The sequence below is a fragment of the Pseudomonas sp. C2.3V genome, assembly GCF_058536325.1.
This window is the reverse complement of record NZ_JBZUBN010000001.1, coordinates 2,304,790-2,327,951: the sequence shown is the minus strand read 5'-3', so window position 1 is coordinate 2,327,951 and position 23,162 is coordinate 2,304,790. Positions and strand designations below refer to the sequence as shown.

Annotated in this window: 30 protein-coding genes, 2 tRNA genes, 1 rRNA gene and 2 pseudogenes; 29 read left to right on the top strand and 6 right to left on the bottom strand. The window is 53.5% G+C overall.

Translation table 11 applies throughout. The features are described 5' to 3' along the window. Position 1 precedes the first annotated feature (1 nt). From AC4LF3_RS10850 to AC4LF3_RS10805, 10 genes are all read left to right on the top strand, one after another. Complete coding sequence (locus AC4LF3_RS10850) at positions 2–1,021, top strand: hypothetical protein (protein WP_491835283.1); 1,020 nt, start codon at positions 2–4, stop codon at positions 1,019–1,021. A gap of 48 nt (positions 1,022–1,069) precedes the next feature. Further along, positions 1,070–1,417 carry a HeH/LEM domain-containing protein gene (locus AC4LF3_RS10845; RefSeq protein WP_434134370.1) on the top strand — a complete coding sequence of 116 codons (348 nt, stop codon included), beginning with the start codon at positions 1,070–1,072 and terminating at the stop codon, positions 1,415–1,417. Between the two features lie 3 nt (positions 1,418–1,420). Beyond that, entirely contained in the window at positions 1,421–1,924 is a 504-nt protein-coding gene (locus AC4LF3_RS10840; protein ID WP_491835282.1) for a DnaT-like ssDNA-binding protein, read from the top strand. A gap of 42 nt (positions 1,925–1,966) precedes the next feature. After that, a complete protein-coding gene (locus tag AC4LF3_RS10835; protein WP_491835281.1) occupies positions 1,967–2,215 on the top strand; it encodes a hypothetical protein in 249 nt (82 codons plus the stop codon). A gap of 44 nt (positions 2,216–2,259) precedes the next feature. Next, positions 2,260–2,625: a hypothetical protein gene (locus AC4LF3_RS10830; protein ID WP_491835280.1), complete on the top strand. Its 366-nt coding sequence runs from the start codon at positions 2,260–2,262 to the stop codon at positions 2,623–2,625. Continuing rightward, a complete protein-coding gene (locus tag AC4LF3_RS10825; protein ID WP_491835279.1) occupies positions 2,625–3,071 on the top strand; it encodes an HK97 gp10 family phage protein in 447 nt (148 codons plus the stop codon). Before AC4LF3_RS10830 ends, AC4LF3_RS10825 begins: the two co-directional genes overlap by 1 nt. After that, positions 3,068–3,478, top strand: a complete 411-nt coding sequence (locus tag AC4LF3_RS10820; protein WP_475256059.1) for a phage tail terminator-like protein — start codon at positions 3,068–3,070, stop codon at positions 3,476–3,478. The genes AC4LF3_RS10825 and AC4LF3_RS10820 overlap by 4 nt, the downstream gene beginning before the upstream one ends. 68 nt (positions 3,479–3,546) lie before the next feature. Next, positions 3,547–4,191, top strand: a complete 645-nt coding sequence (locus tag AC4LF3_RS10815; RefSeq protein WP_491835278.1) for a phage tail protein — start codon at positions 3,547–3,549, stop codon at positions 4,189–4,191. 8 nt (positions 4,192–4,199) lie between these two features. Beyond that, entirely contained in the window at positions 4,200–4,514 is a 315-nt protein-coding gene (locus AC4LF3_RS10810; protein WP_434134364.1) for a phage tail assembly chaperone, read from the top strand. 53 nt (positions 4,515–4,567) lie between these two features. Next, on the top strand, positions 4,568–4,828 hold the full coding sequence (locus AC4LF3_RS10805) for a DUF1799 domain-containing protein (RefSeq protein ID WP_491835277.1): 261 nt from the start codon (positions 4,568–4,570) through the stop codon (positions 4,826–4,828). Positions 4,829–4,841: 13 nt separating this feature from the next. Here AC4LF3_RS10805 and AC4LF3_RS10800 read toward each other — a convergent pair whose 3' ends face one another. Both AC4LF3_RS10800 and AC4LF3_RS10795 read right to left on the bottom strand, forming a co-directional pair. Then, positions 4,842–5,138 carry an XRE family transcriptional regulator gene (locus AC4LF3_RS10800; protein ID WP_150347302.1) on the bottom strand — a complete coding sequence of 99 codons (297 nt, stop codon included), beginning with the start codon at positions 5,136–5,138 and terminating at the stop codon, positions 4,842–4,844. Beyond that, positions 5,135–5,500, bottom strand: a complete 366-nt coding sequence (locus tag AC4LF3_RS10795; RefSeq protein ID WP_491836277.1) for a type II toxin-antitoxin system RelE/ParE family toxin — start codon at positions 5,498–5,500, stop codon at positions 5,135–5,137. The genes AC4LF3_RS10800 and AC4LF3_RS10795 overlap by 4 nt, the downstream gene beginning before the upstream one ends. Positions 5,501–5,734: 234 nt before the next feature. On the opposite strand from AC4LF3_RS10795, the gene AC4LF3_RS10790 reads away from it, so the two are divergent. The 10 genes from AC4LF3_RS10790 to AC4LF3_RS10745 all read left to right on the top strand — a co-directional run bounded on the left by AC4LF3_RS10790 (position 5,735) and on the right by AC4LF3_RS10745 (position 15,697). After that, positions 5,735–6,124, top strand: coding sequence for a hypothetical protein (locus AC4LF3_RS10790; RefSeq protein ID WP_150347303.1), 390 nt, complete (start codon positions 5,735–5,737; stop codon positions 6,122–6,124). Between the two features lie 52 nt (positions 6,125–6,176). Continuing rightward, complete coding sequence (locus AC4LF3_RS10785) at positions 6,177–8,987, top strand: phage tail tape measure protein (protein ID WP_491835276.1); 2,811 nt, start codon at positions 6,177–6,179, stop codon at positions 8,985–8,987. An 18-nt stretch (positions 8,988–9,005) separates the two neighbouring features. After that, complete coding sequence (locus tag AC4LF3_RS10780) at positions 9,006–9,590, top strand: hypothetical protein (protein ID WP_491835275.1); 585 nt, start codon at positions 9,006–9,008, stop codon at positions 9,588–9,590. Further along, positions 9,590–10,189 carry a hypothetical protein gene (locus AC4LF3_RS10775; protein ID WP_491835274.1) on the top strand — a complete coding sequence of 200 codons (600 nt, stop codon included), beginning with the start codon at positions 9,590–9,592 and terminating at the stop codon, positions 10,187–10,189. The genes AC4LF3_RS10780 and AC4LF3_RS10775 overlap by 1 nt, the downstream gene beginning before the upstream one ends. Positions 10,190–10,192: 3 nt before the next feature. Continuing rightward, positions 10,193–10,591, top strand: a complete 399-nt coding sequence (locus AC4LF3_RS10770) for a DUF6950 family protein (protein ID WP_491835273.1) — start codon at positions 10,193–10,195, stop codon at positions 10,589–10,591. Then, positions 10,591–13,530 (top strand): phage tail tip fiber protein, encoded by a 2,940-nt coding sequence (locus AC4LF3_RS10765; RefSeq protein ID WP_491835272.1) that lies wholly within the window; start codon positions 10,591–10,593, stop codon positions 13,528–13,530. The genes AC4LF3_RS10770 and AC4LF3_RS10765 overlap by 1 nt, the downstream gene beginning before the upstream one ends. Then, positions 13,530–13,817 (top strand): hypothetical protein, encoded by a 288-nt coding sequence (locus AC4LF3_RS10760; RefSeq protein WP_491835271.1) that lies wholly within the window; start codon positions 13,530–13,532, stop codon positions 13,815–13,817. The genes AC4LF3_RS10765 and AC4LF3_RS10760 overlap by 1 nt, the downstream gene beginning before the upstream one ends. Then, positions 13,814–14,524, top strand: a complete 711-nt coding sequence (locus AC4LF3_RS10755; RefSeq protein WP_491835270.1) for a hypothetical protein — start codon at positions 13,814–13,816, stop codon at positions 14,522–14,524. Before AC4LF3_RS10760 ends, AC4LF3_RS10755 begins: the two co-directional genes overlap by 4 nt. A 463-nt stretch (positions 14,525–14,987) precedes the next feature. Then, positions 14,988–15,278 (top strand): hypothetical protein, encoded by a 291-nt coding sequence (locus tag AC4LF3_RS10750; protein WP_491835269.1) that lies wholly within the window; start codon positions 14,988–14,990, stop codon positions 15,276–15,278. After that, positions 15,275–15,697, top strand: coding sequence for a DUF4376 domain-containing protein (locus tag AC4LF3_RS10745; protein WP_491835268.1), 423 nt, complete (start codon positions 15,275–15,277; stop codon positions 15,695–15,697). The genes AC4LF3_RS10750 and AC4LF3_RS10745 overlap by 4 nt, the downstream gene beginning before the upstream one ends. A gap of 32 nt (positions 15,698–15,729) precedes the next feature. Here AC4LF3_RS10745 and AC4LF3_RS10740 read toward each other — a convergent pair whose 3' ends face one another. After that, complete coding sequence (locus AC4LF3_RS10740; RefSeq protein ID WP_491835267.1) at positions 15,730–16,389, bottom strand: CatB-related O-acetyltransferase; 660 nt, start codon at positions 16,387–16,389, stop codon at positions 15,730–15,732. Between the two features lie 213 nt (positions 16,390–16,602). Here AC4LF3_RS10740 and AC4LF3_RS10735 point away from each other — a divergent pair, with 213 nt between their 5' ends. Beyond that, positions 16,603–17,037, top strand: coding sequence for a DUF1353 domain-containing protein (locus AC4LF3_RS10735; protein WP_491835266.1), 435 nt, complete (start codon positions 16,603–16,605; stop codon positions 17,035–17,037). On the opposite strand, the gene AC4LF3_RS10730 is transcribed toward AC4LF3_RS10735, so the two are convergent. After that, positions 17,026–17,517, bottom strand: a complete 492-nt coding sequence (locus AC4LF3_RS10730; protein ID WP_491835265.1) for a hypothetical protein — start codon at positions 17,515–17,517, stop codon at positions 17,026–17,028. The two genes, AC4LF3_RS10735 and AC4LF3_RS10730, sit on opposite strands and share 12 nt — an antisense overlap. Before the next feature lie 583 nt (positions 17,518–18,100). Here AC4LF3_RS10730 and AC4LF3_RS10725 point away from each other — a divergent pair. From AC4LF3_RS10725 to AC4LF3_RS10705, 5 genes are all read left to right on the top strand, one after another. Next, positions 18,101–18,436: an NERD domain-containing protein gene (locus AC4LF3_RS10725; protein ID WP_491836276.1), complete on the top strand. Its 336-nt coding sequence runs from the start codon at positions 18,101–18,103 to the stop codon at positions 18,434–18,436. 7 nt (positions 18,437–18,443) lie between these two features. Continuing rightward, the gene (locus AC4LF3_RS10720) at positions 18,444–19,043 is read left to right on the top strand and encodes a hypothetical protein (protein ID WP_491835264.1); all 600 of its coding nucleotides are present in this window, start codon (positions 18,444–18,446) and stop codon (positions 19,041–19,043) included. Between the two features lie 177 nt (positions 19,044–19,220). Further along, the gene (locus AC4LF3_RS10715) at positions 19,221–19,496 is read left to right on the top strand and encodes a hypothetical protein (RefSeq protein WP_434134346.1); all 276 of its coding nucleotides are present in this window, start codon (positions 19,221–19,223) and stop codon (positions 19,494–19,496) included. A 3-nt stretch (positions 19,497–19,499) separates the two neighbouring features. Further along, positions 19,500–19,781 (top strand): hypothetical protein, encoded by a 282-nt coding sequence (locus tag AC4LF3_RS10710; protein WP_491835263.1) that lies wholly within the window; start codon positions 19,500–19,502, stop codon positions 19,779–19,781. 254 nt (positions 19,782–20,035) lie between these two features. Continuing rightward, positions 20,036–20,320, top strand: coding sequence for a DUF7281 domain-containing protein (locus AC4LF3_RS10705; protein ID WP_491835262.1), 285 nt, complete (start codon positions 20,036–20,038; stop codon positions 20,318–20,320). 73 nt (positions 20,321–20,393) lie between these two features. Here the strand turns inward: AC4LF3_RS10705 and AC4LF3_RS10700 are convergent. Both AC4LF3_RS10700 and AC4LF3_RS10695 read right to left on the bottom strand, forming a co-directional pair. Continuing rightward, positions 20,394–20,686: pseudogene (locus tag AC4LF3_RS10700) on the bottom strand (YqaJ viral recombinase family protein); the annotation flags it as partial. Next, positions 20,666–20,765 (bottom strand): annotated as a pseudogene (locus AC4LF3_RS10695) (DUF932 domain-containing protein); the annotation flags it as partial. The pseudogenes AC4LF3_RS10700 and AC4LF3_RS10695, both read right to left, overlap by 21 nt. A 514-nt stretch (positions 20,766–21,279) precedes the next feature. On the opposite strand from AC4LF3_RS10695, the gene AC4LF3_RS10690 reads away from it, so the two are divergent. The 3 genes from AC4LF3_RS10690 to AC4LF3_RS10680 all read left to right on the top strand — a co-directional run bounded on the left by AC4LF3_RS10690 (position 21,280) and on the right by AC4LF3_RS10680 (position 23,073). Continuing rightward, a 16S ribosomal RNA gene (locus AC4LF3_RS10690) occupies positions 21,280–22,816 on the top strand. A 98-nt stretch (positions 22,817–22,914) separates the two neighbouring features. Then, positions 22,915–22,991: transfer RNA gene (locus tag AC4LF3_RS10685), tRNA-Ile, on the top strand. 6 nt (positions 22,992–22,997) lie between these two features. Beyond that, positions 22,998–23,073, top strand: a tRNA-Ala gene (locus tag AC4LF3_RS10680). Positions 23,074–23,162 lie beyond the last annotated feature (89 nt).

Genomic DNA, 23,162 nt, shown 5'->3' with positions numbered 1-23,162 from the left:
AATGCCTACCATTCTCTCTGATGTGGTCTTCCGCGACGAACTCCGCGATTACATCAACGTAAACACCTCCGAGCGCACCGCGTTCTTCGAATCAGGCATTCTGGTTCAGAACAACGACATGGCTCAGCTGTTGGCTAGCCCTTCCAACACCTTCACCATTCCATGGTGGGTGGATCTGGATGCGTCTATCGAGTCGAACTACTCGAACGACGTGTACACCGACATCGCAGTACCTCTGGCGGTGACCAGTGCAAGCATGCAAGCGCGCGCGGCCTACCTGAACGAAGGCTGGAACTGCATGAATCTGGTGAAGAACATCACCAAGCAGGACCCGCTGGAGTTCGTCGCCGGTCGCCTGACCAGCTACTGGCAGCGTGTAGCTCAGCGCCGCACCATCGCCAGCGTTATCGGTATTTACAACGCCAACGTCGCTAACAACGGCGGTGACATGGTTGTAGCTGCGCCCGGCACCATTGATGCGGCTTCGATCATTCGTGCCAAGGCCACCATGGGCGACTACTCCGGTCAGCTGGGCGGCTTGAGTGTCATTGCCATGCACTCGGCAGTACAGACTGAGCTGCAGATCCTCAACCTGATCGACTTCACCCCACTTGCGGATCAGGTGCCTGAGTTTGGCCGCTTCCAGGGTATGCGTGTTGTGGTTGACGACAGCATGCCTGTGATTGGCACCGGTGCCGAAGCCCGCTACCTGTCTGTCATCTTTGGCCCAGGTGCTATCGGCTACGAAGAGCAGCAGCCGGCAGGCGAAGACGGCCTTGAGTACGAACGCGCCCCGGATCGTGGCAATGGTGGCGGTACCGAGACCCTGTGGACTCGCCGTAACTATGTCATCCACCCGCTGGGCTACTCCTTCCTGTCCACCACTATCACCGGCACCCCAGGCACTAGCCGTCCTGTGTCTGCCAACTGGGCTGATCTGGCCTTAGCTACCAACTGGGAGCGCAAGTTCAACCGGAAGGAAGTCCCACTGGCTTTCGTCACATCCACCGTATCTGCCTGATCCCATGCTGGCCCCTTCGGGGGCTGGCTGATCTAAAGGAGAAACCGCATGACCATCGAAAAAGACAAGTACATTGACCCGAATGAAAAGGCTCGTTGGGGTTTTGGCGGCACGGCTGAAAATATCACCGTAGGTCCTCAGACTGTTGGCGAAACCGGCGGCGTAGAAACAGCCCGTACTCCGGTAGATGAGACGGCGGCACGTAACAACGGCGGCGGTGCTGACGCTTTAAGTCAGGGCGCAGTGGTAGCTGGGCAAAGCAATACGTCTGATCCTCGTGACAGCTTGACTGTTGCGCAGATTAAAGAGCAGCTGGAAGCCAAGGATGTTGAGTATCCTTCCACGGCAAATAAGGCTGAGCTTCTTCAGCTACTGAAAGCGCAAGATCAGGAGTAAGGCATGACGCTCATCATTGAGGTAGGGGCAGGAGATCCTGACGCGGAGTCATATGCCACCGCTGAGGAATTGGTCTCATACGCCGGTAAATTTGGCGTAACCATTCCCGACACGGTAGAAGCTCAGGAGGCCTTGCTGCGCCGTTCTGCCTTGGTGATGAACGGCATGAAGTGGAAAGGCCGGCGTACTCATGAGGAACAGGCTTTGGCTTGGCCTCGTGAGGGCGTCATGGTCGATGGTGCGTACAAGAAATCAAATTACATCCCGCGCGAGATCTTCTACGGGCAGCTGGCCCTGGCTGCGGAGATCCATAAGGATGACCTAAGCCCGCCCGAAACACGTCAGGGCGCGGTGATTCGTAAGCGTGTTGAGGGTGCGGTAGAGGTTGAGTATGCTCAGATCAACAACACGTCGGGCAGGCTGCTGCCAGCAGCTCCTAACCGGCCAAGCCAAACCCAGTTCGCTGACTACCTAGACAGGCGTGGGTTGTTTGCCATCAGGGCATGAGATAGTAATGCAAACTCCATCCCGTCGCGAAGGAGTTGATGCGTGAGCCATATAGCTGAAAAGTATGTTGAAAGCCTGATGTCACAGGTGGCTAAGGAAGACCAAGAAAACCCTGGCAGAAAAACAATAATCTACTCTTCTACAATTACTGACCCCGATGAGGTCAAGGCTGGGGAGGAGATCACTGCTTTATTTGAAAAGAGGCTACGAGAGTACTTTCAAGGCGCAGATATTTCAGTCCGCGGCTATGGAGGTAGCGGGTACAACATCCAAGCCCAAGTAAAGCGATAACAAATAGGCCCGCAATGCGGGCCTATTCATTTATGGAGCCCAGCATGGCTTTCTACGATGAGATGGCCGATGTTGCCCTTGAACTGATTACAGAGTTCGGCCAGACCGTCACCCTGCAGCGTACCGAAGCGGGCGAATACGACCCCGAGACCGGGACGACTGGTGATGGAGTGGCACAAGAGCAGCCAGCCCAAGGCATCCTGCTCGACTATGAAGGCATTGAGTTTCAGAACAACACCCAAATCCAGCAGGGTGATAAGAAGCTCAAGGTCGCTGCCAAGGATCTCCAATGGCCTCCTGAGCTGGCCAATAAAGCCGTCATCCAGGGAAAGGCCTATAGCGTCATCAACGTTAACGAGACCAACCCGGCCGGCATACCTCTCGTCTACACACTGCAGGTGAGGGCGTAATGGAAAGCAACTTTGCGCTCAACATTCGTGAATGGGCTGAGAAGGTTGAAGGTGCATTAGACGAGACCTGTCGGACCATCATTATTGAGGTTGGCAGTTCCTTGATCCGCATGTCACCAGTAGGAAACCCCGAGACCTGGAAGAACCCGCCGCCTCCCGGCTATGTCGGCGGGCGTTTTAGGGGTAACTGGCAGTTCAGTATTGAGCGCCCAGCTTCTGGCGAGCTGCCAACCATTGACCCCAACGGAAGCGAGACAATCAACAAGCTAGTTGCTGAAGCCAATAGCTTCACTGCCGGCCAAGTGGCTTACATCGTCAATAATCTGCCTTATGCGATTGAGCTTGAGTATGGGCATTCAACACAAGCGCCTGAAGGTATGGTCAGGACTACCGTGGCCCGCTTCCAGCAGATCGTCCGAGAGGCGGCTAGGGTGAATCAGGTATGAGCCATCGCATTATCCGATCACTAATGGAAACTCGGCTTGCAGCCTGGGCCAAGACCAAAAATCTTAGAGTCGCCTATCAGAACCAGAATTTCACACCGGCCACAGGCGAGACCTACTTAACGACTGCCACGCTTCCCGCATTGACCGACAGCCTGACGCTCGCCGGGGATCATCGGGAATACACCGGCATCTTCCAGGTCAGCGTTGTGACGCCGGCAGGGAAGGGAGCCGGGGCAGGGGAAGCCTTGGCGGATGAGCTTGCCGCTCTGTATCCGCTCAACGACCGCCTGAGCAAGGGTGCTTTTATCGTCCAGATCATCACCCCTATGGCAGTAGCCAGGGAGATTCAGGGCGATACCGACTTCACTATCCCGGTCAGTCTGACATATCGCGCTGACACCAACTAATCGCCCGTTGGGCATCACCAAGACCCGCCATTGAGCGGGTTTTTCATTTCTGCAATGAGGAAAAGACAATGGGCTACAGATTGCCTAACGGTTCGATCATGGAAATCGCTGCCACCTACGGTACGCAGTTCGCTGTAACAGGGATCACCAATGCTAACCCTGGCGTTGTGACTGCACCCGATGCTGCCTTGGCAGATGGTGATGTGGTCGCGTTGACCTCCGGCTGGACCCGCTTAAATGATCGTGCCTTCCGTGCTGATGCGCCTACCGCTGACGGCTTTACGCTTGAAGGCGTTGATACGAGCGGCGCTGCATTTACCGCAGGCGCGGGTACTGGTACTGGTCGTGCGGTTGCCACTTGGAACCAGATTAGCCAAATCACTGACGTGGCTACATCGGGCGGCGAGCAGCAGTTCGCTACTTTCGGCTTCCTTGAGGAAGACGAAGACCGCCAGCTTCCAACTACGAAGTCAGCCTTGAGTATGACGCTGACCGTAGCTGATGACCCGACACTGCCTTATGTGGCGACCTGCGAAGCAGCAGACGATGACCGTGAGCCTCGTGTTCTGCGCCTGACTCTGCCTAATGGCTCGGTGATACTTTATAACGCCTACGTGTCGATCAGCGCCACGCCAAGCCTGTCTCGCAACAACATCATGACCCGCACGATCACGCTATCCCTGGCTGGCCGTCCTGTCCGTTATGCGGCGTAAGGTGAATCATGAGCAAGAAGTTCAAGCTAGACCCTAACCCAACCTTTGATGCGATGGTTCCAGTGCCTATTCATGGCAAAGGAACAGAAAACGTTCGCTTCACCTTCAAGCACATGACCAAGGACCAGCTGGCTGAGGTTTCGGCTAGCGCCCAGGGCATGACTGAGGTTGAGTCGATCAAGGCAGTCGCAACGGGCTGGGAGCTGGAAGATGAGTTTAACGATGACAACATCAAGAAGCTCATTCAGAACTACCAGGGTGCGGGTTCGGCAATCGTATCTACCTACCTCGACGAGATCCGTCAGGCCCGCTTGGGAAACTGAGGGAAGCTGCCCAGGCGCTCTATGAGCGTGAGGACGAGGAGGGGCTTGCTGCTATGGGCCTCTTCCTCTCCGACCTGGACAGCGAAGACGTCCTCATTTGGCCGGATAACTGGAACTCGTTCACCGTCTTTGAAGCAATGGGTACGCAGTGGCGCACGGGTGGTTGCGGAGCTACAGGCTTAGATTACTGCGCGCTCCCTGACGTGATGCGCCTTTGTGGGATCAAAAAGAAGCATCAACCCGACGTCTTTTATGACGTCAGGGTTATGGAGGCAGAGGCGCTAAAGGTCATGGCAGAGCAGAGGCAGGATTGATAAGGCTTATCAATTAAGCGGGCTCATGCTCTGGCAAAAGGCGAATCTCTACACGCCGGCCGACTGCCTTTGCAGCATTAGCCAGAGTGGCGATTGTCATGCCGGGGTCTCGTTCATCCAGAGCGCGATCAACTAGGGTCCTGCTTGTGTGCATGCGCTCAGCTAGGGCCTTTTTAGTGATCTTTCCCTCTTTCATAGCTTCTGTCAGTTGCCATGAAATGACGCGCTTCAGAGCAGTCGCGGAAACCTCCTCAAGGATGCCTTGCTCAGCGAGAAAGTCATCAAAGTCGGATCCAATATTTGCGTTCATTTCGGTTTCCTAAGAAGTAATGATTTTCTATCTCTCGCCGTCTTCAGATCAGATTTCGGCGTTTTATCGGATTTCTTGATAAAGCTATGCAGTAAAACCATGTCAGAGCCAACAACGGTAAAGATCACCCGAGCAATGCCATGATCAAACTTGGTGCGGACCTCCCATAAGCCATTCTCAAGCTTACGTACGACCGGCATTCCTATTGGCCAGCCGAGCTGAACCGTCTTAATGTCTTCTCCAATAGCCTTGCGGATGTTGAAGTCCTGATCTCGCAGCCAGTCTCTTACCGGCTCGTTTCCTAGATCGCTAATGAAGAATTTGACGTTTAGCTTTTTTGCTAGAGGATCCACTACGCACATCCTTGGCTTTACTTTGTAAAGTGTACCGAAATAAGTGCATAAATAAAGCACTTGCTTGATCAAAAACGATAAACGGTCCGCATGGCTCTAGGGCTTCTCAGTAAGCGCACGTGTTTATTGGGCTGCAGACAATTAGAGAATATTTATGCCGCCATTCATCGCTGACCGATGTAGCGCTTAAGCTGGGTTTTCGCGTTCTCCTGAGATATGGTTCTCATTTTCTCGGGAGGTCGTATGAAGGGAAAGGTACTGCTTATCGCCGGGCTTGTGCTGCTGGCTGGGTGCGAGCCGCCGAAAGTCAAGGCGTTGGACACAGCAAAAAAGGCTGTAGAACAAAAACTTGGTTATTCACCCAGGTTTGGCGAGGTCTTTTTTATAGGCCATGAGAATGATGGAGCAGGTGGAGGCCATGTATGCGGAAGCTTCAAGGACTCTGGAGATGCTACGGTTCGCTTTGTCTCTACGGTATTGTTTGGGGACAACTTGATGGATGTAAGTAATCTTCAGCTTGAAGACTTTGATAGAAGAAGCTCGCCTGGAACAAATTTCACCGTATTCGAAAAGGTATATTGGAATCCCTCTTGTGTAGACGATAAGCATCCGCCTACCGCAACAGGACTATAGGCCTTAAGTAACCAGCCCGCTTCGGCGGGTTTTTTATTGCCCGGAGAAAAGTATGGCGAACGATATTGCCAGCCTTGGCCTGCGCGTTGATTCCAGCGAGGTTGAGCGCGGCTCAGAGAGCCTTGATAAACTCGCCAAGTCTGGAGCAAGAGCTGAGCAGGCGACACGCAAGTTTGAGGAGTCAACTGAAAAGGCCAAAGAGTCCGTCAAGTCAGAAAAGGATGAGATTGCTCGCTTATTAGGCCAGATTGACCCGACCACCAAAGCGTTCGAACGTCTGGATCAGCAAGAGCGCAAGCTTTACCAGCTGCGGGCATCGAATAGGCTCGACCTTGATACGTATACTCAGTATCGGCAGAAGATTGACGAGGGCCGGGATGCCTTAGCCCGAGCAAATGACAGCCTTACTCGTACGGGCAATACGGCCAAGCAGACCGCAAACGCTCTCCGTGGTGTGCCAGCGCAATTCACCGACATAGTCGTTTCTCTACAAGGCGGTCAGCAGCCCTTAACTGTACTCCTTCAGCAGGGCGGACAACTGAAGGATACGTTCGGCGGCATCGGGCCGGCTGCTCGTGCTTTGGGCGGCTATGTCCTCGGTTTGGTCAATCCCTTTACGGTAGCCGCTGCTGCCGCTGGTGTACTAGCTCTTGCCTACAAGCAGGGCAGTGATGAAGCCAGCGATTACACCAAGGCGCTAATCGTTACCGGTAACCAGTCCGGGCAGACTGCCAACAGTATGGCTGGGCTAGCCAAGCAGGTAAGTGCCGTTACCGGGACAACGGGCGCAGCGGCTGATGCGCTGACCAAGATCGCCTCAACCGGTGCGATTGCTGGTGAACAGTTCAAAAATATCGCTATCGCTGCGGTCGCTTTTGAAAGTGCAACCGGGCAAGCAATAGACGAAACCATTGCCCAGTTCCAGAAGCTTGCCGAAGATCCTGCCAAGGCCTCGGCTGAACTCAATAAGCAATACAACTACCTTACCGCTTCGGTATATAACCAGATACGGGCGCTTCAGGAACAAGGGGATACGGTAGGCGCAGCAAACCTAGCTGAAGAGACCTATGCAAACGCATTGCAAAGCCGCTCCAATGCCATCAAACAGAACTTGGGTTCAATTGAAAGCGCATGGAATGTTATCAAGTCGGCTGCCAAGGGTGCTTGGGACGAAATGCTGGCTGTTGGGCGCTCGCAAACTATTGACGAGCAAATTTCCTCTCTACAAAAGGACATACAGGAAGCTCAAAAGTCATCATCCCGCAGTTTCGTTGATCAAGCGTTAGGTCAAGGGAATTACACCTCGTCGTCTCAGCTAGCTGGTATGCAGGCAAGACTGAGGCTTCTACAGCAACAGCGAGATGTTCAACAGTCGGCCGCTGATGCTCAGGAAAAGTCTACTCGAGCAGAACAGCAATCTATAAGTAGTGGAAACGAGCTTCATGCTAGATATCTTGCAGGGCTAGACAGGGAAGCTAAGAAGAAACTTGAAATTGAGAAGATAGACCGTGCGCGGGCTGAGGCACTAGGCGGGAAGAATGTAGATGTAGCTCAGATAAATCGCGAGTATGAGGTAGCTCGTAAAAAGATTGAAGAAGACTACAGTAAGTCAGCACCCAAGGCAAAAGCCTACCAGGACGATGCCGCTACCCGGATGCTGGCCAATCTTAACCAGCAAGAGGCCGTGCTGCGCGAGCAACTGTCCTCTTCTGAAAAACTGACAGGCTCACGGCGCGAACTCGCTCAGTTCGAACAGCAGATAGCCGATCTGCGCGGCAAGCAGCAGTTAACCGCTGAGCAAAAAAGTCTGCTGGCTAGCGAGCTGCAGATCAGGGCTGAGCTCGAAACCAATGTTGAGCTTGAAAAGCAGCTAGCTACCCGAGAGCAGCTTAACAAGCTGGCAGAGCGCTCTGCTCAGATTCAGGAGTCCGCCGCAAACTCGTTGCGACTACAGCAAGAGCAGTACGACAGGCAGCTACAGGGCGCAGGGCTAGGCAGTCAGGCTAGGGAGCGGATTGAGGCTCAGCGCTCTATCTATAGGGAGTTCCAGCGTTATCAGGAACAGCTCGACAAGGCTACGCCTAAAGATGCTCTGGGATCTGAGGAGTACAAGAGGGCGTCTCAAAGCATTCAGGACAGCCTGAACACAGCCTTGCAGGCAAACCGAGACTATTACAACGAGCTTGATAAGCAGAACGAGGATTGGTCAGTAGGGGCAAGCGATGCCTTTAATGATTACCTGGACAGCGCACGCAACGTAGCTGGCCAGACCCGTGACATGTTCTCCAACGCTTTCAGGAATATGGAAGACGGCATCGTCAACTTCGTCAAAACCGGGAAGCTGTCGTTCAAGGACTTTGCTAACTCGCTCGTTGAAGACTTGATCCGTATTCAAGTCAGGCAGGCCGCAGCCGGGTTATTAAGCTCAGCATTCAGTGGTGGAACCTCGCTGTTTGGCGGGTCTGGGACCATGACCGGCTTTAGCGAAGGTTCATCCTACAGCTTCGGCGGCGGCCGTGCCGTTGGCGGGTCGGTTGATCCTGACAAGTTCTACGAAGTGAACGAGAAAGGTCCAGAGCTGTTCAGTCAGGGAGGTAGAACCTACCTCATGAGTGGATCCCAGGGTGGTTATGTCACCCCCATAGCCGATACAAGAAACCTCTCTGCCTCAACTTCAAGCAGTTCTGCTGGATACGCATCCGCTCCTACTATCACTCAGCATATCAGTGTTCAAGGCACGGCTGACGAAGCCACGCTTGCCAGGATCAGGGAGGCAGCTGACCAGGGAGCCCGGCAGGGATATCAAATGGTGTTACGCGATCTTAAGCAAAACGGGCCGGCTAGACAGCTGATAAGCCGCTAAGCAGTTCAGGAGAATTAGATGGCTATTCAATGGCCGGCTTCCATTCGCCCCAGCGAAATGACCTGGGGCATCGTTTATAACAACCGTGCCTTTACCTCAACGCTGTCGAATGCTCAGCAGGTAGTCGGGTATCCGGGTGCCTACTGGCAGTGCCAACTGACCTTTGGCGTGATGACCAAGCAGATGGAGCGGGAGCTGACCGCCTTTCTTGGACGGCTTCAGGGTATGTACGGGACGGTCTACGTTCCGGCCTTCACTCGTCGGAGGGGCGACAACATCGGTGCTCCAACAGTAGTGACAGCCAATGCCCAAGCGACAACGATGCTTCTGCAGGACGTTACCGCCAGTCGCAAGGTATTCAGCATGGGCGATTACATCACCATCAACGGCGAGATGTTCGAAGTGGTTGATGATGCAACGTCAACTTCTGGCGGCCGTGTTCAGCTCAACCTGAACAAGCGTATCCGTAAGGCAATTCCGGCAGGTACGGCAGTTGAATACCGTAACCCGTATTCCGAGATGCGCCGAATGGACGACACCAACCAGCTTACTGTTCAGCGGGTGGTTTCAAACGGCAGCTTTCAGTTCCGGGAGGCCTTCTAATGCCAGCCTCGTTTCCTTTCAGCCAGCGCGTGGTGGACATCATTGCGCAGGGCAACTTCATGGCGGTGTATGCCTGCCAGCTGGATTTCGCAGACGGCACGGTATACGCCCACACCGGCACCGGGCAGATCGTTATTGACGGTATCACCTATGACGGTGTGGGTACGTTTGGCGAGGTAGGGCAGTCGCAGGAAAGCGACAACTCACAGTCGCCCATGACGGTTGAGCTGACCTTGACCGGGCTGGATGCCTACATCTTGTCCGAAACGAACCTGAGAGGGTGCCGTGGCCGCTACGGCAGGCTGATGTTTGTCGTGTTCGACCAGGCCGGTAACTACGCCGCTGACATCTTGTTCAGTGGCCGCATGGATGCCGCTCAGTTTTCCTTCGGCGGCAACGGCGGAGACGGGAACACGATATCCGTACCCATCATTGACCGCATGGCGGAGTGGAGCCGGACCGGCACTGAGCGGTGGACTGATGAGAACCACCGGGCCAGACATGAAGACGACCGCTTCTTCTTTGCCGTGGCCCAACTCAGTGAATCGCCAATCTATTGGGGGGCCTCGAAGGACGCCCCGTCATTTAAATACGAGTAACCCATGCGCTATCGAGACTGGACAACCCGTTTGCACGACACGATCAAGGCCGCCACTGAGCGGCCTTTTTCTTGGGGCGAATTTGACTGCTGCCTGTTTGCGGCCGACTGCTCCAAGGCCATATGCGGTGTGGATCCAGCCGAGAAGTACCGGGGCAAGTACAAGACCGAAGCCGGGGCCAAGCGGGCGCTGGCAAAGACCCATGGCAGCCTGGAGGCAGCGTGGGACGCCTACTTCGAGCGCGTCAATCCTGCCTTCATGCAGCGCGGGGACGTGGTTCTGTACGACGGAGCCAATGGGCGAAGCGTGGCTGTGTATTGGGCGGGTAACTGCTGGTCGACAGCGGAAGATGGGGTGGGTCGTATCGACTGCACTCCACTGGTGGTCTGGAGAGTTGAATAATGGGTAAGGCAGTCAAATCAGTTGCTCAGGTAGCAGTAGGCGCAGCTATTGGCTATGCCACTGGTGGATGGAAAGGCGCGCTGGTCGGTGGAGCTGCGGCTCTCTACGCCTCCAGCCAGAAGTCGGCCAAGGTCAAAGGCGGCTCCAGCGAGCCTTCAGCGCAGACGGTACGCTCGTCCAAGGCTCCGGCCCGCTTCATTCTTGGTCAGGCCAGTACCGGTGGCGTATTGGTATGGGCGCAGGAGCAGGGCGGCAATCAAGGTAACGGTGAGTGGCTACACCTGGTCTATGTGCTGGCGGAAGGGTCCATTGATGGCGTATCCGAGATTTACCTGAACGAAGAAGCCATTGCGTCGTATGGTGAGTACGCCTCATATGAAGTTGTCATCAATCCAACCGAGCCTAATGCCTTCCTGCTAGAGAACTGTCCGGACTGGAAAGACACTCAAATTGGCCGGGGCCTGTCATTTGTTCGTCTGTCACTGCGCTACAGTGCAGAGAAGTACCCGTCCGGCATTCCGGATGTGCGCTTTGTTGTGCGTGGCCGGAACGATATCTACGATCCACGCATTGGCGGCAACGTCTATAGCCAGAACACGGCGCTGCATATCCTCTGGTACTTGCGTAACCGTTGCGGCATTCCAGACGATGAGATCATCTTTGAGACCTTCCTGAGTGCAGCCAACGTCTGCGATGAGCTGGTAGGTAACGCGGATGGGTCCAGCAGCAACCGCTATCACACCGGCTGTGTCATCGGTGCTGATGAGCCGCGCACCCAAGTCCTGCAAAAGCTAGAGCAATCCTGCGCCGGGCGGCTGATTCGTGTAGGCGGCAAGTGGATGCTGCAGGCCGGTGCGTACTATGGCCCTGCTGACTTCGAGATCACGGAAGATATGGTGATCGGTACCGTTGCAGGAAGCAGCGAGGTTGATAACGACTCCGCAATCAACGTCATCACCGGCACTTTTGTTGACCCATCTCAAGCGTGGGCGGAAACGGACTACCCCGAGGTCCGGGTAGATCAGTGGGTCCAGGAGGATGGCGGTGAGGCATCCGAAACGTTGTCGTTCTCCTACGTGACAGACTCCTATCAGGCCCAGCGTCTGGCGAACATCGAGCTACGCCGTCGTAGGGCGGGCGGATCTCTCAGCATTCCTCTGAACTTCAACGGCTATAACTGCCGACCTGGGCGCGTGGTGCGGGTTAACCTGCCATCGCTCAATATCAACGGCGAGTTCATTGTCACCGACTGGACCATGGGCGCGCTGGATGGTTGTACCGTTACGGTATCGCAGTATGAGCCAGCCATCTTTGATGACGCGGTAGGGCAGCCCTATAACCCTATCGGCTTTATCAATCTGCCTGCAGGTTCTGTGGGTTCACCATCGAACCTTACCTGGTCGGTAGAGACGCTTGCCGAGGTTACCCAAGGCGTACTGTCCTGGACGGCTCCGGCTTCGGTAGTCAGTTATTACAACGTAGTGGTGCGGCAGGCTGGCAAAGCGGTTCAGGCTATCCAGGTTCCCGCAAGCGCTACCCAGTGCAACATCAACGGGCTGGTGTCGGGCAGCTATACCATGAGCGTATCGGCTCAGGGCCCGCTGGCACGGTCGGGCGAAGCGACAATCACCGTAAACATCGATGGCCCTCCGGTACCAGAGAGCTGTGCTGTGTACACAACGGTGGATGCCATCACGCTTGTGCCACGTAACACTGCTACAAGCCTGAACGGCGGGACCTATGAGTATTACTTTGCGCTAACAGCTAGCGTTCCTGCTGAACAAGCTACCTATATTGGGCAGGGCCTATCGCTAACCCATAACGGCCTGTCTTTCGATACGCCATACCATTACTACGTCCGCTCGGTTAATGCGTACGGACGTAGCGGCTTTCTGTATGTGCCAGCGCGAACCTCTGCGGATGTAGGCCAGTATCTAAAGCTTCTGGAAGGAAAGATCACCAAAAATCAACTTGGGCAGGATTTACTGTCTGATATTGATAAGATCGACGAGATTCAGGAGCAGATCAAAAACCTAACCGATGCCTTGGCTTACGACCCAGCGTTAGCCTATGCAACTGGAGATATCGTTCGAGAGGGCAAGCGACTGTGGCAGGCGCGCCAAGCAGTTCCCGCTGCGGCAGATGGTAGTAACGCGCCGCCTAACGATACCTACTGGGAGGATGTGGGGCAGATCGTCAGCGAGGCCGGTGCGTTGGCGGCTCAGGTGACTGAGAACACCAATGACATCAGCGTTATTGATAACAAACTCACTGCCCAATCAAGCAAGACTGACTCTCTCTATGCCCAGATTACACCCGACCTTACGGGCGATCCTGAGTGGTATATAGGTGAAGAGACAGTCTACGCCGGGACTGTAACTGTTCAGTCTGTAGCCGCTGACGCAACTCGGGCAGTAGCGCAGCGGATTGACACGGTCGAGGTAGGTATTGGTGAAAATACTGCAGCCGTTCAAACCGCACAAAAGGCGGTAGCAACACTAGATGGAAGGCTGTCCTCGTCTTACACCATCAAAACTGAAGTCACTGCTAACGGCCAGCGCTATGCCGCAGGGATTGCTTTAGGTGTCGATTACTCGGGCGGGGATGTCACCAGCCAATTTTTGGTGATGGCGAACCGTTTTGCGGTGCTCAACAACGACGGCAGCACAACAACGCTTCCGTTCGTGATCGAGAACGGCCAGACGGTTATCAATTCGGCTTACATAGGCACCGGGCGTATCACTAACGCCATGATTGGAAGCTTCATCCAGTCCAATAATTACGTAGCGGGGCAAACCGGCTGGCGGATTAACAAGGACGGTACTTTCGAAATCAACGGCATGGTTGCTGGGCAGGGTCGCATGGTCATCAACTCGCAAAACATCTCTCTCTTCGACGCTAACAACATCCTTCGTATGCGGATGGGGTGGTTGGGCTGATGGCTTATGACTTTGTAATCAACGATCCGCAGGGGCGGCGCATTCTGGACGGTTCGCGCTTCTCTGTGCGCGTCATTCATAGAGCGGTCGTGACTAACACCAGCAGTTCATATGTGCGCGGAATGATTTATGACGTACCGGGCAACCTTGGGAGTAATTCCATGATCTGGGTGCAGGCGTATGAAAGCGCAAGCAGTATTCCGCCATACACGTTAAGCGGTAACCGGGTCACGATGGACATGGCTGGAAACCAGAAGGCCTGGGTAATGGCGGTGTCATTCGGATGAGCTACGGAATCCAGATTTTTAACGATGCCAGTCAGCTTCTGATCGATAGCGATAATTCGCTGTTGCATTGGGTGTTTACCGCTCAGTACACCATAACCGCAAACACAACACGCGCGGTCACGGTTACTTGGCCTCAAGCGATCACAACCCAGCTGCCGCCACTGGTATTTCAGAAAATCCAAGCAGGTGGTTATGGGTGCGGCAACTTCCAGTATGTCGGTTCAGCTGGCAACTGGACGGGCATGACCATCAATCCGAGTGTCGTAGGCTCCGCTCAGACTTATACATACTGCGTAGCAGTCTTTATGCCTCCGAGGAGTTCGCAGACCTACGGTGTGCAGCTATTCGATGCTGCCGGCCAGCTCATCCTGGATAGCGGCTACTCCACCATGGTTTTTCAGTTTGCTACCCGAAGCTATACCCGAAGCGGACCAACCAATCAGAGTGGATGGAATCGCACTTGGTACTGGACAACCAACACTAGCTACTCGGTCAACCCCAACAGCTATGTGCTCATATCCAACTTTACCGGGTATCTCTTAGATGGAGCGGGGACTGGCAACGTAGCAAGCTTTGGCTATTACCGAGCCACAGAGAACCAGGCGCAGTACTGGCAGAACTACGACATGTACGGCGATGTGTCCGGCAACAACCCCAACTTTAACTGGCCCTTCATTTACGCCATTCCCTCGCACGAATTGCAGTAGGTAAACCTCTCATGGCAAGACAAGTTATCGACCTAACTACCGTACAGCCAAACGGTAAGAAAGGTGAGTCAGCTATTAATGCTTTCACCAAAATCAACAGTATGACGCAGGAGCTTTACACATCATTAGGGCAGGGCGGGGTGGTTGAGTCTGGTTCGAATGCAAACGGTTTCTATCAGCGATTCAATAGCGGGCTTCAGATTTGCTGGGTCAGATCTGCTGTGATCGATATCGCTACTGCAGTAGCTGGAGGAACATTATACCGAGGCTTTTATAACTGGACGTACCCCGCAGCATTTATTGACTCTGGCAATGTGTTTGTAGCTTCTACATATTCCAGTAACGTGGAGGGATGGGGGGGCCAGTCTGGTCCTGCCGATACCACGTATGGAGTATTAAGGGTTTTATCGGCTGTCAGTAGAACAGGCCAGCGAGTGGATGGATTGGCTATAGGGAGATGGAAATGATCATAAAATTTAAGCCACAGCGTCGCGATGATAGCTTAAGCGTTATTAAATCTGGCGACACCCTCACGTTTAACGGCCAAGCCTTTGATTTTAGCGTTATTCCTGAAGGGGCCACGTTGCCAGCTGACGCAGTTGATTGCGAGTGGGTTACAGACCAAGTCCACCGCACCAATGGCGAGTTAACGTTGACTCTGATTTTGCCGCATGGTCCTAATCCGTCTCAAGCCTTGGCCTTTCCTTCTGAACTCGTTAATCCAGCTGATGGCCCTCTGGAGCTCCCGCAATGAATATTGATCTTTCCCAGCTGATAACGTCTGAGGTTAAAGCGGCTGCGCTCAAAGAGCAGATGACAGGTGCTGTTGATGCGGAGCGTGATCGGCGTATCGATGCAGGCTTCGAATTTAACGGTGTCATGTTTCAGTCTCGCGCAACGGATCGGGAGAACATCGCCGGAACGGCTCAGCTGGCATTCATGGCAATCATGGGCGGTGCTCAGCCAGGAGACTTGAGGTGGTCAAATCCTGATCAGGATTTTAACTGGATAGCCTTGGATAACACGTTAGTGCCGATGGATGCACAGACTGTAGTTGAGTTCGGCAAGGCAGCTGCTGCACAAAAGCAAGCGCTGATCTTTACGGCTCGTACGCTCAAGGACATGCACCCAATCCCCGCTGATTACACAGACGACAAATGGTGGCCTGCGTAGTAATACGCAGGATTTTTGTTATAAGCATTAGTTTATTTAAGATTCCATATTCTAGACATTAAAGATTTCTTTTGAGGTCTTGTGCTTCTTACTTTCCTAAGAATTTCTATAGATTTAATTATATTATTTCTAGGCAAGGTCGATACTATCTCAGGCTCTAAGTCCCACCATTTTAGTTCTTGTAGCTCTTCTATCGTGTCACTGCTGAATCTGTATCGTATAAGCTTAGCTGGTACGCCGCCATATATAGCATAAGGTGGAATGTCGTTAGTAACGACTGCCCCGGCAGCAATGATTGCTCCATTTCCGATCTTAACTCCTGATTTCACGACTACCTTTCCACCTATCCACACGTCATTGCCAATTACGGTGGCTGGGTGTGGGTTCATCGGTAGATTTTCTGAATCTGAAAAGCCTGGGAACCTTGGGAAGTAGGACTTGAAATTTCCGATTGTGGCGAGCCAGTCAGTAGGATGGTTTGCTACCCCTATTTCGCAATTTCTGGCAATTGCACAATATCTGCCAATATTAACATTTGCATAAATCACAGATTGTGCGTTTATAAATGTAAATTGGTCTATATTGGTATTTTGGTGTATCTCAGTATTTCTACCTATATTAACGGGATGGGATATATTAGACTTTTCACTAACGATAGCTGTAGATGCTATTGATGAGTAATCTTTATCCATTATTTAATTATTTCCTTTATAATGTTTTGGCATGTAATTAATTATTTCTAACACTATTTAAAGGTAGTATTTGGTTGAGCTTTGAATAATCAGCTTAACTTAAATTCAGTGTAATCCAGATTATTGGACCGTTAGTATAGCTTTGGCAATGCTTGCAGTGCATGAGCATTTTATGCTCTAAGCGAAAACCATCAGATAGGATAATGATTAAGGATGAGCACGCTAATGCTTTCGCCTGCAGTAACTGATCCCGGCGAGTTCGTCTCACACCTGGTTGCCGAACAGTTGAGGCGTTGGGAATGGCGACTCACCTCACCGCTGATCCACAACGATTCCGTTCACGCCATGATCACCGTCCCTGCAGGATTCGAGACTAATTTCGCCTCTATCCGTAGCCTTCGAGTTATCGCCAGCCCTATCTATGCAACACTAGTGGGGTATGGAAACGCAGCCTGTACCGTTCATGACTATTTATATGGAGGGGGAAAGACAGAGCGAGGGGATGTATTGAGCAGAGAGGAGGCTGATGGCGTGCTATATCGAGCACTTCGTGCGGAGGGCGTGGCAAGGTGGAGGGCAAGCCTCTTTTATATAGGGGTCCGGATAGGAGGAGAGGGGTACTATAAACCTACCGCATTAATCAGTTAGTCGGCGATTAAGCACCCGCTCCCCATTGACTACCCGCCCGATCATCACAAGGTCGAACTGCTGCCCGTCCTTTCGCGTCAGTCTCATCCCATCGACCGAGCCGTATAGCCCAGCGTTTCGCTCATGAAACTCCAGGCGTCCGTTCGGATCTCTCCGGACAACACCATGATCCTCGCTCAGGTTGTAGAACTCGAATGCCGACTGCTCGACGATCCCAGCCAGCTTGCCGTTCGTGTCCCTGAGTTCGTAGATGCCGCCTTTGAGGAAATCTGGCGAGTAAGTAGCCAATGCTTCGGCTGCCCATAGCTTTGCAGAGTCGATGACTTCCATCATATCCGCCCAACGGTCTTTGGTGATTGCCTGGGTACTCAGTAGCCGGTCGGCAACTTCTTTCATGTAAGAGGTATGGTGTTCTGGCAGGCGAACAAGGGCATGCTGGTCATTAGCCAGTCTTTCCCATTCGGCAATTGAAGTGCTCATAAGAGGGTCCGTTCTACTGAGGATGCATACAGTAGTCGGAAAGAGGGAGGGTGGCTATAGATGAGTGACTTTTTCGGGAGAGGGCACAAAAAAGCCATAGGGACTTTTTCAGGGATTCGTAATTTACCGTTAGGCTTGGTTATTCATCGATTGCAGCGAGAATCGGCCTAAACGCCTGATATTACGTTGGTTTCCTTGCTCCTGCGTGCATGGGGTGCAAGGGGTCGAGTGTTCGAATCACTCCGTCCCGACCAATGAACTCTAGAAAATCCAGTCACTTAACGGTGATTGGATTTTTTATTTCCGACGATTTTTCGGTGCTTCCTAGAAAATGGCTTCCTGGCTTCCTGGCTTCCTGGCTTCCTGGTTGCCAATTGAGATTAACTAGGCTGTACAGGCTCCCGGCAGATCTGCAGATATATTAAGGCTACCTCAGCCTTATCGAGGGGAGCGCTTTTCCGAGAGCTCTATCACTGCAGCGTGTGAGTGTCGCCCACGTCAGCCGATCAACAAGGACGGCCATTGATGGACAAGCTCTGGAAGCAAATCCCCCCAATCCGATTACACATGGGAGCGGGAAACGCTGGAGTTTGCCAGGCAGCTTCTCCTCCCTGATCGCGACCTTTATCGTGCTTGGGCCAACTTCGAGTTCATTGCTCAGGATGGCTCCATCAACGAAGTTGATCTCATGGTGTTGACGCCTAAGGGCATGTACGTCATTGAGATCAAGTCCCATCCTGGTGTGATTCGGGGTGACGCTGTCAACTGGGTTTGGGAAAGGCCTTTGCCCAAACGTGGGCAGAAGATTTTCGACAATCCCCGCTTGCTTGCTTGCTCTGCGCAAAGCGCAAAAGCTGGCGTCTCTGCTGAAGCTGCAGCCTTCATTTCATCTAAGCAAGGAAACGGTGCCTTTTATTGATGCTTTGGTGCTCCTCTCTGCAGAGGACCTGGTTATCAAGCTGGAAGGTGATGCGCGCCAAGGTATAGTGAATCGGCAGGAGCTGCTCCGCGAAATCACTCTAATCGATGAGGACTGGAGGCATCGGCAGATTACCGCTTACCGACGTGTCACCAACACCGCCAGCCAGGTGGTGCAGCACCTGAGAAGCGAGCAAAACGTCATCAGGGCATTTATTGAAGGAGGGTATGGATTCTCCGTCCGGCTCACCGACAGGATCCGCGACATCAAAAATGCGATCGACCGCCTCAAGCGACTGCACGAGAAGTTGGGCCTGTTTACACACATGGGCCTGTTTACACACATGGGCCTGTTGCAGCTGACAAGAAGCGACCGGGCGCTGCGGGGCAAGCTCATGGACGTTCTGTTAGGCGCGGTGTCTCGCAACCGCTTCGCTCTCGACGAGATGGTTGGTCGGCTTAGTCTGACAGTGCGTAAGCGCAGCAAGATGCGCCAGGTGGCACAGGCCGTCGACGCTCACCTGCAGGCCGGCGGCGTAATCGATCTTGAGCCACTTCTTGAACGACTTGATGCTGCAGTTTGGGTTGGTTCTGCTCCATTTTTCTAGGGCGGCAGTGCATTCTGTGACGTCAACGTCGGCGAGAACCTTGAGCGGCTGGAGTTGCTGATAGTCTCACTGCCGGAACCGAAGGTCAAAACGGCGCCAGCGGCAGCAGTCCAGGAGCGTGAATCAAGAATTGTCCCCTCAGAGGTCAATCAGGAAAAGGAGCTGGAAAAACCGTTCGTGCGTGCTCACTTGGAGGTTATGCTTCGGGAGCTGATTGCCACTGGTAAACCTCAATCGGCTACCGCTTACTGGCAGGACTGTGGTGACCCCGACATCCCTGACGGAATATGGCTCTACGCTCCGGATGGCTATGCCCAGTTGCAGGCGGCATTCGCCAAAGTCAACGGTAAGGAACTGAACTACCGCCTTGTGCCGACGCTGGCGCCACATAGTCGGTTTTCGGCGAACCGACGTGTCCTGAAGTTGACCCTAGATAGGGTGCCGAGGCGATAGCGCATGCTGACCAACAATCGCCACCTGACAGCGATCATGAATGCGGTTCGGCGCAACCAAGACAAAATTACCCTTACAGATACCTGGCGGCAGATCCACCAACTTTATGGCGTAGGGACGAAGCACGGCACATCGGCGTTGGTGCTGACCGCAGAGGATCACCAGACGCTGCTGGCGGTGGTGAGAAAGGACATGTCTCTGGGTCCGCTGAAGCACAGCACGGCGGAGATAGGCTGGCTCTGGCCGCGATCTCCAGAAACAAAAAGGTCAGTGGCCGGATGGTAGGCGAGGGCCTGGTGCTGGTCGCTCACCCATCGGGCAGGGTTCTCTTGCCATCAGGTGGCTACCAGCACTCCCGCGGCGGCACGCTGAATATCCAGACTAGCGACTTGCACGGGCTAGAAAGGGTTCTGCTGGTGGAGAACCTGAGCGTTATGCTCGCGGCTCACCGATACCAAATGCCGGCACAGCTCTAGGACGTACCTATGTTGTTTCGGGGCGATTGACAGCGGTCGCCGAAGGCTGTTTCTGCTGCGAGGGTGGGGAATTCTGATTTAATCAGCTTTCCAGACTACGACCCGCAGGGCCTGATGAAGTCGATGACTACTGGCGCTTCGGCGGTAGTGGTGCCAGCGCCGGCGACGATCGCGCGCATTCTTGAGGCACGCCTCAACAAGCCTGCTGATTTCGATAGGCAGTCTGCCGCGGTGGAGTGGTTAGAAAAGGGAGGGGGAGTCATCGCGGCTGATATGCTCTACTGTCGTCTGGCGATATCTCAGGAATCGATGGCAGGCCACGTTCTGGAACGCATTGCACTGAGATGAGTGTGATCACTTATGCTCATTCCGGCGACTAAGCGGCCAAGATTTTCTCACGGTTAATATTGGCTGGCATCTAAGGAAGATCAAGGTTCGGGTGCTGCAGTAGGCATTAATGCGACGGCGCACATGGTTCTTCATGCGTTTGCTACAATGCCAAGCCACTATTAGCTTAGGGGCGTTGCCATGGCACATCGGGCTCTCCTCATCCAGAGAATCGGCCTTCGGCAGTTCGATATCACAACTGGTTTTCACCAGCCGCGATTTTTGCGGATTCAGGTCCACCGCATCCGAGCGGCCGATGCCTTGCTTGTGGATCTGCAGCCAGTCCTCATGTAACAGCTCGTTAGTGCCGTCCAAGGCTATGGTCAGTGTGCTTGCAGATTACCCGTACCATACTGGGTACTGCTTTGGTGGCCAGAGTGCCGTCGCAGGAGGTCGCCAGTAGCATCAATAAGCGGCTAGTCTGTTTGTTGATCTCAAATAAAGCTTGACCTGTGAGCGGAGGGGCCTATAATGCGCCCCACTTCCGCTGCAACGGAACGGCAAAAAGCCTTGTAGATCAATGGCTTAGCTGTTTAGTCAGGGTCAGACCTCCGGTCTGGCAGAAGCGGAAAGAGGGAAGCGGTAGTTGACAAGCCCCTGGGCTTGTGTAGAATACGCCTCCCGCTGCCAGAACAGGTTTCCTGATCCGGCAGGTCCGGCAAGCGGTTCAGCGGGTTAGACCGGTTGAACAAAATGCTTGACAGGACAAGAGGTTAGCGTAGAATGCGCGCCTCGGTTGAGACAAGGTCTTAACCAACCGCTCTTTAACAAGTTGAATCAAGCAATTCGTGTGGGTGCTTGTGCTGTAAGACTGATGGATCGACAAGATTATCAGCAAGACAAGTAACACTCGTGAATTCGAGAGTTTATTTGCGATTGCTGAGCCAAGTTTAGGGTTTTCTCAAAACCCGGATATGTTTGAACTGAAGAGTTTGATCATGGCTCAGATTGAACGCTGGCGGCAGGCCTAACACATGCAAGTCGAGCGGATGAGGAGAGCTTGCTCTCTGATTCAGCGGCGGACGGGTGAGTAATGCCTAGGAATCTGCCTGGTAGTGGGGGACAACGTTTCGAAAGGAACGCTAATACCGCATACGTCCTACGGGAGAAAGTGGGGGATCTTCGGACCTCACGCTATCAGATGAGCCTAGGTCGGATTAGCTAGTTGGTGGGGTAACGGCTCACCAAGGCGACGATCCGTAACTGGTCTGAGAGGATGATCAGTCACACTGGAACTGAGACACGGTCCAGACTCCTACGGGAGGCAGCAGTGGGGAATATTGGACAATGGGCGAAAGCCTGATCCAGCCATGCCGCGTGTGTGAAGAAGGCCCTCGGGTCGTAAAGCACTTTAAGCTGGGAGGAAGGGTTGTAACCTAATACGTTGCAATTTTGACGTTACCAGCAGAATAAGCACCGGCTAACTCTGTGCCAGCAGCCGCGGTAATACAGAGGGTGCAAGCGTTAATCGGAATTACTGGGCGTAAAGCGCGCGTAGGTGGCTTGGTAAGTTGAATGTGAAATCCCCGGGCTCAACCTGGGAACTGCATCCAAAACTGCCTGGCTAGAGTACGGTAGAGGGTGGTGGAATTTCCTGTGTAGCGGTGAAATGCGTAGATATAGGAAGGAACACCAGTGGCGAAGGCGACCACCTGGACTGATACTGACACTGAGGTGCGAAAGCGTGGGGAGCAAACAGGATTAGATACCCTGGTAGTCCACGCCGTAAACGATGTCAACTAGCCGTTGGGGTCCTTGAGACTTTAGTGGCGCAGCTAACGCAATAAGTTGACCGCCTGGGGAGTACGGCCGCAAGGTTAAAACTCAAATGAATTGACGGGGGCCCGCACAAGCGGTGGAGCATGTGGTTTAATTCGAAGCAACGCGAAGAACCTTACCAGGCCTTGACATGCAGAGAACTTTCCAGAGATGGATTGGTGCCTTCGGGAACTCTGACACAGGTGCTGCATGGCTGTCGTCAGCTCGTGTCGTGAGATGTTGGGTTAAGTCCCGTAACGAGCGCAACCCTTGTCCTTAGTTACCAGCACATCATGGTGGGCACTCTAAGGAGACTGCCGGTGACAAACCGGAGGAAGGTGGGGATGACGTCAAGTCATCATGGCCCTTACGGCCTGGGCTACACACGTGCTACAATGGTCGGTACAAAGGGTTGCCAAACCGCGAGGTGGAGCTAATCCCATAAAACCGATCGTAGTCCGGATCGCAGTCTGCAACTCGACTGCGTGAAGTCGGAATCGCTAGTAATCGTGAATCAGAACGTCACGGTGAATACGTTCCCGGGCCTTGTACACACCGCCCGTCACACCATGGGAGTGGGTTGCACCAGAAGTAGCTAGTCTAACCTTCGGGAGGACGGTTACCACGGTGTGATTCATGACTGGGGTGAAGTCGTAACAAGGTAGCCGTAGGGGAACCTGCGGCTGGATCACCTCCTTAATCGATAGATCCCAGCTTTGGCATAAGCTCCCACACGAATTGCTTGATTCACTGAAATAAAGACGCGAGATGAGTCAAGACTCAAGCGTTAGACGATTGGGTCTGTAGCTCAGTTGGTTAGAGCGCACCCCTGATAAGGGTGAGGTCGGCAGTTCGAATCTGCCCAGACCCACCAATCGATGGGGCCATAGCTCAGCTGGGAGAGCGCCTGCTTTGCACGCAGGAGGTCAGGAGTTCGATCCTCCTTGGCTCCACCATCTAACACCGCGTTAAAGCTCAGAACTGAGTGCTTACCCCCCCCTAAGGGTTGGGTTGGAGCATTGACTTCTGAACTTTGTTTTCAGAC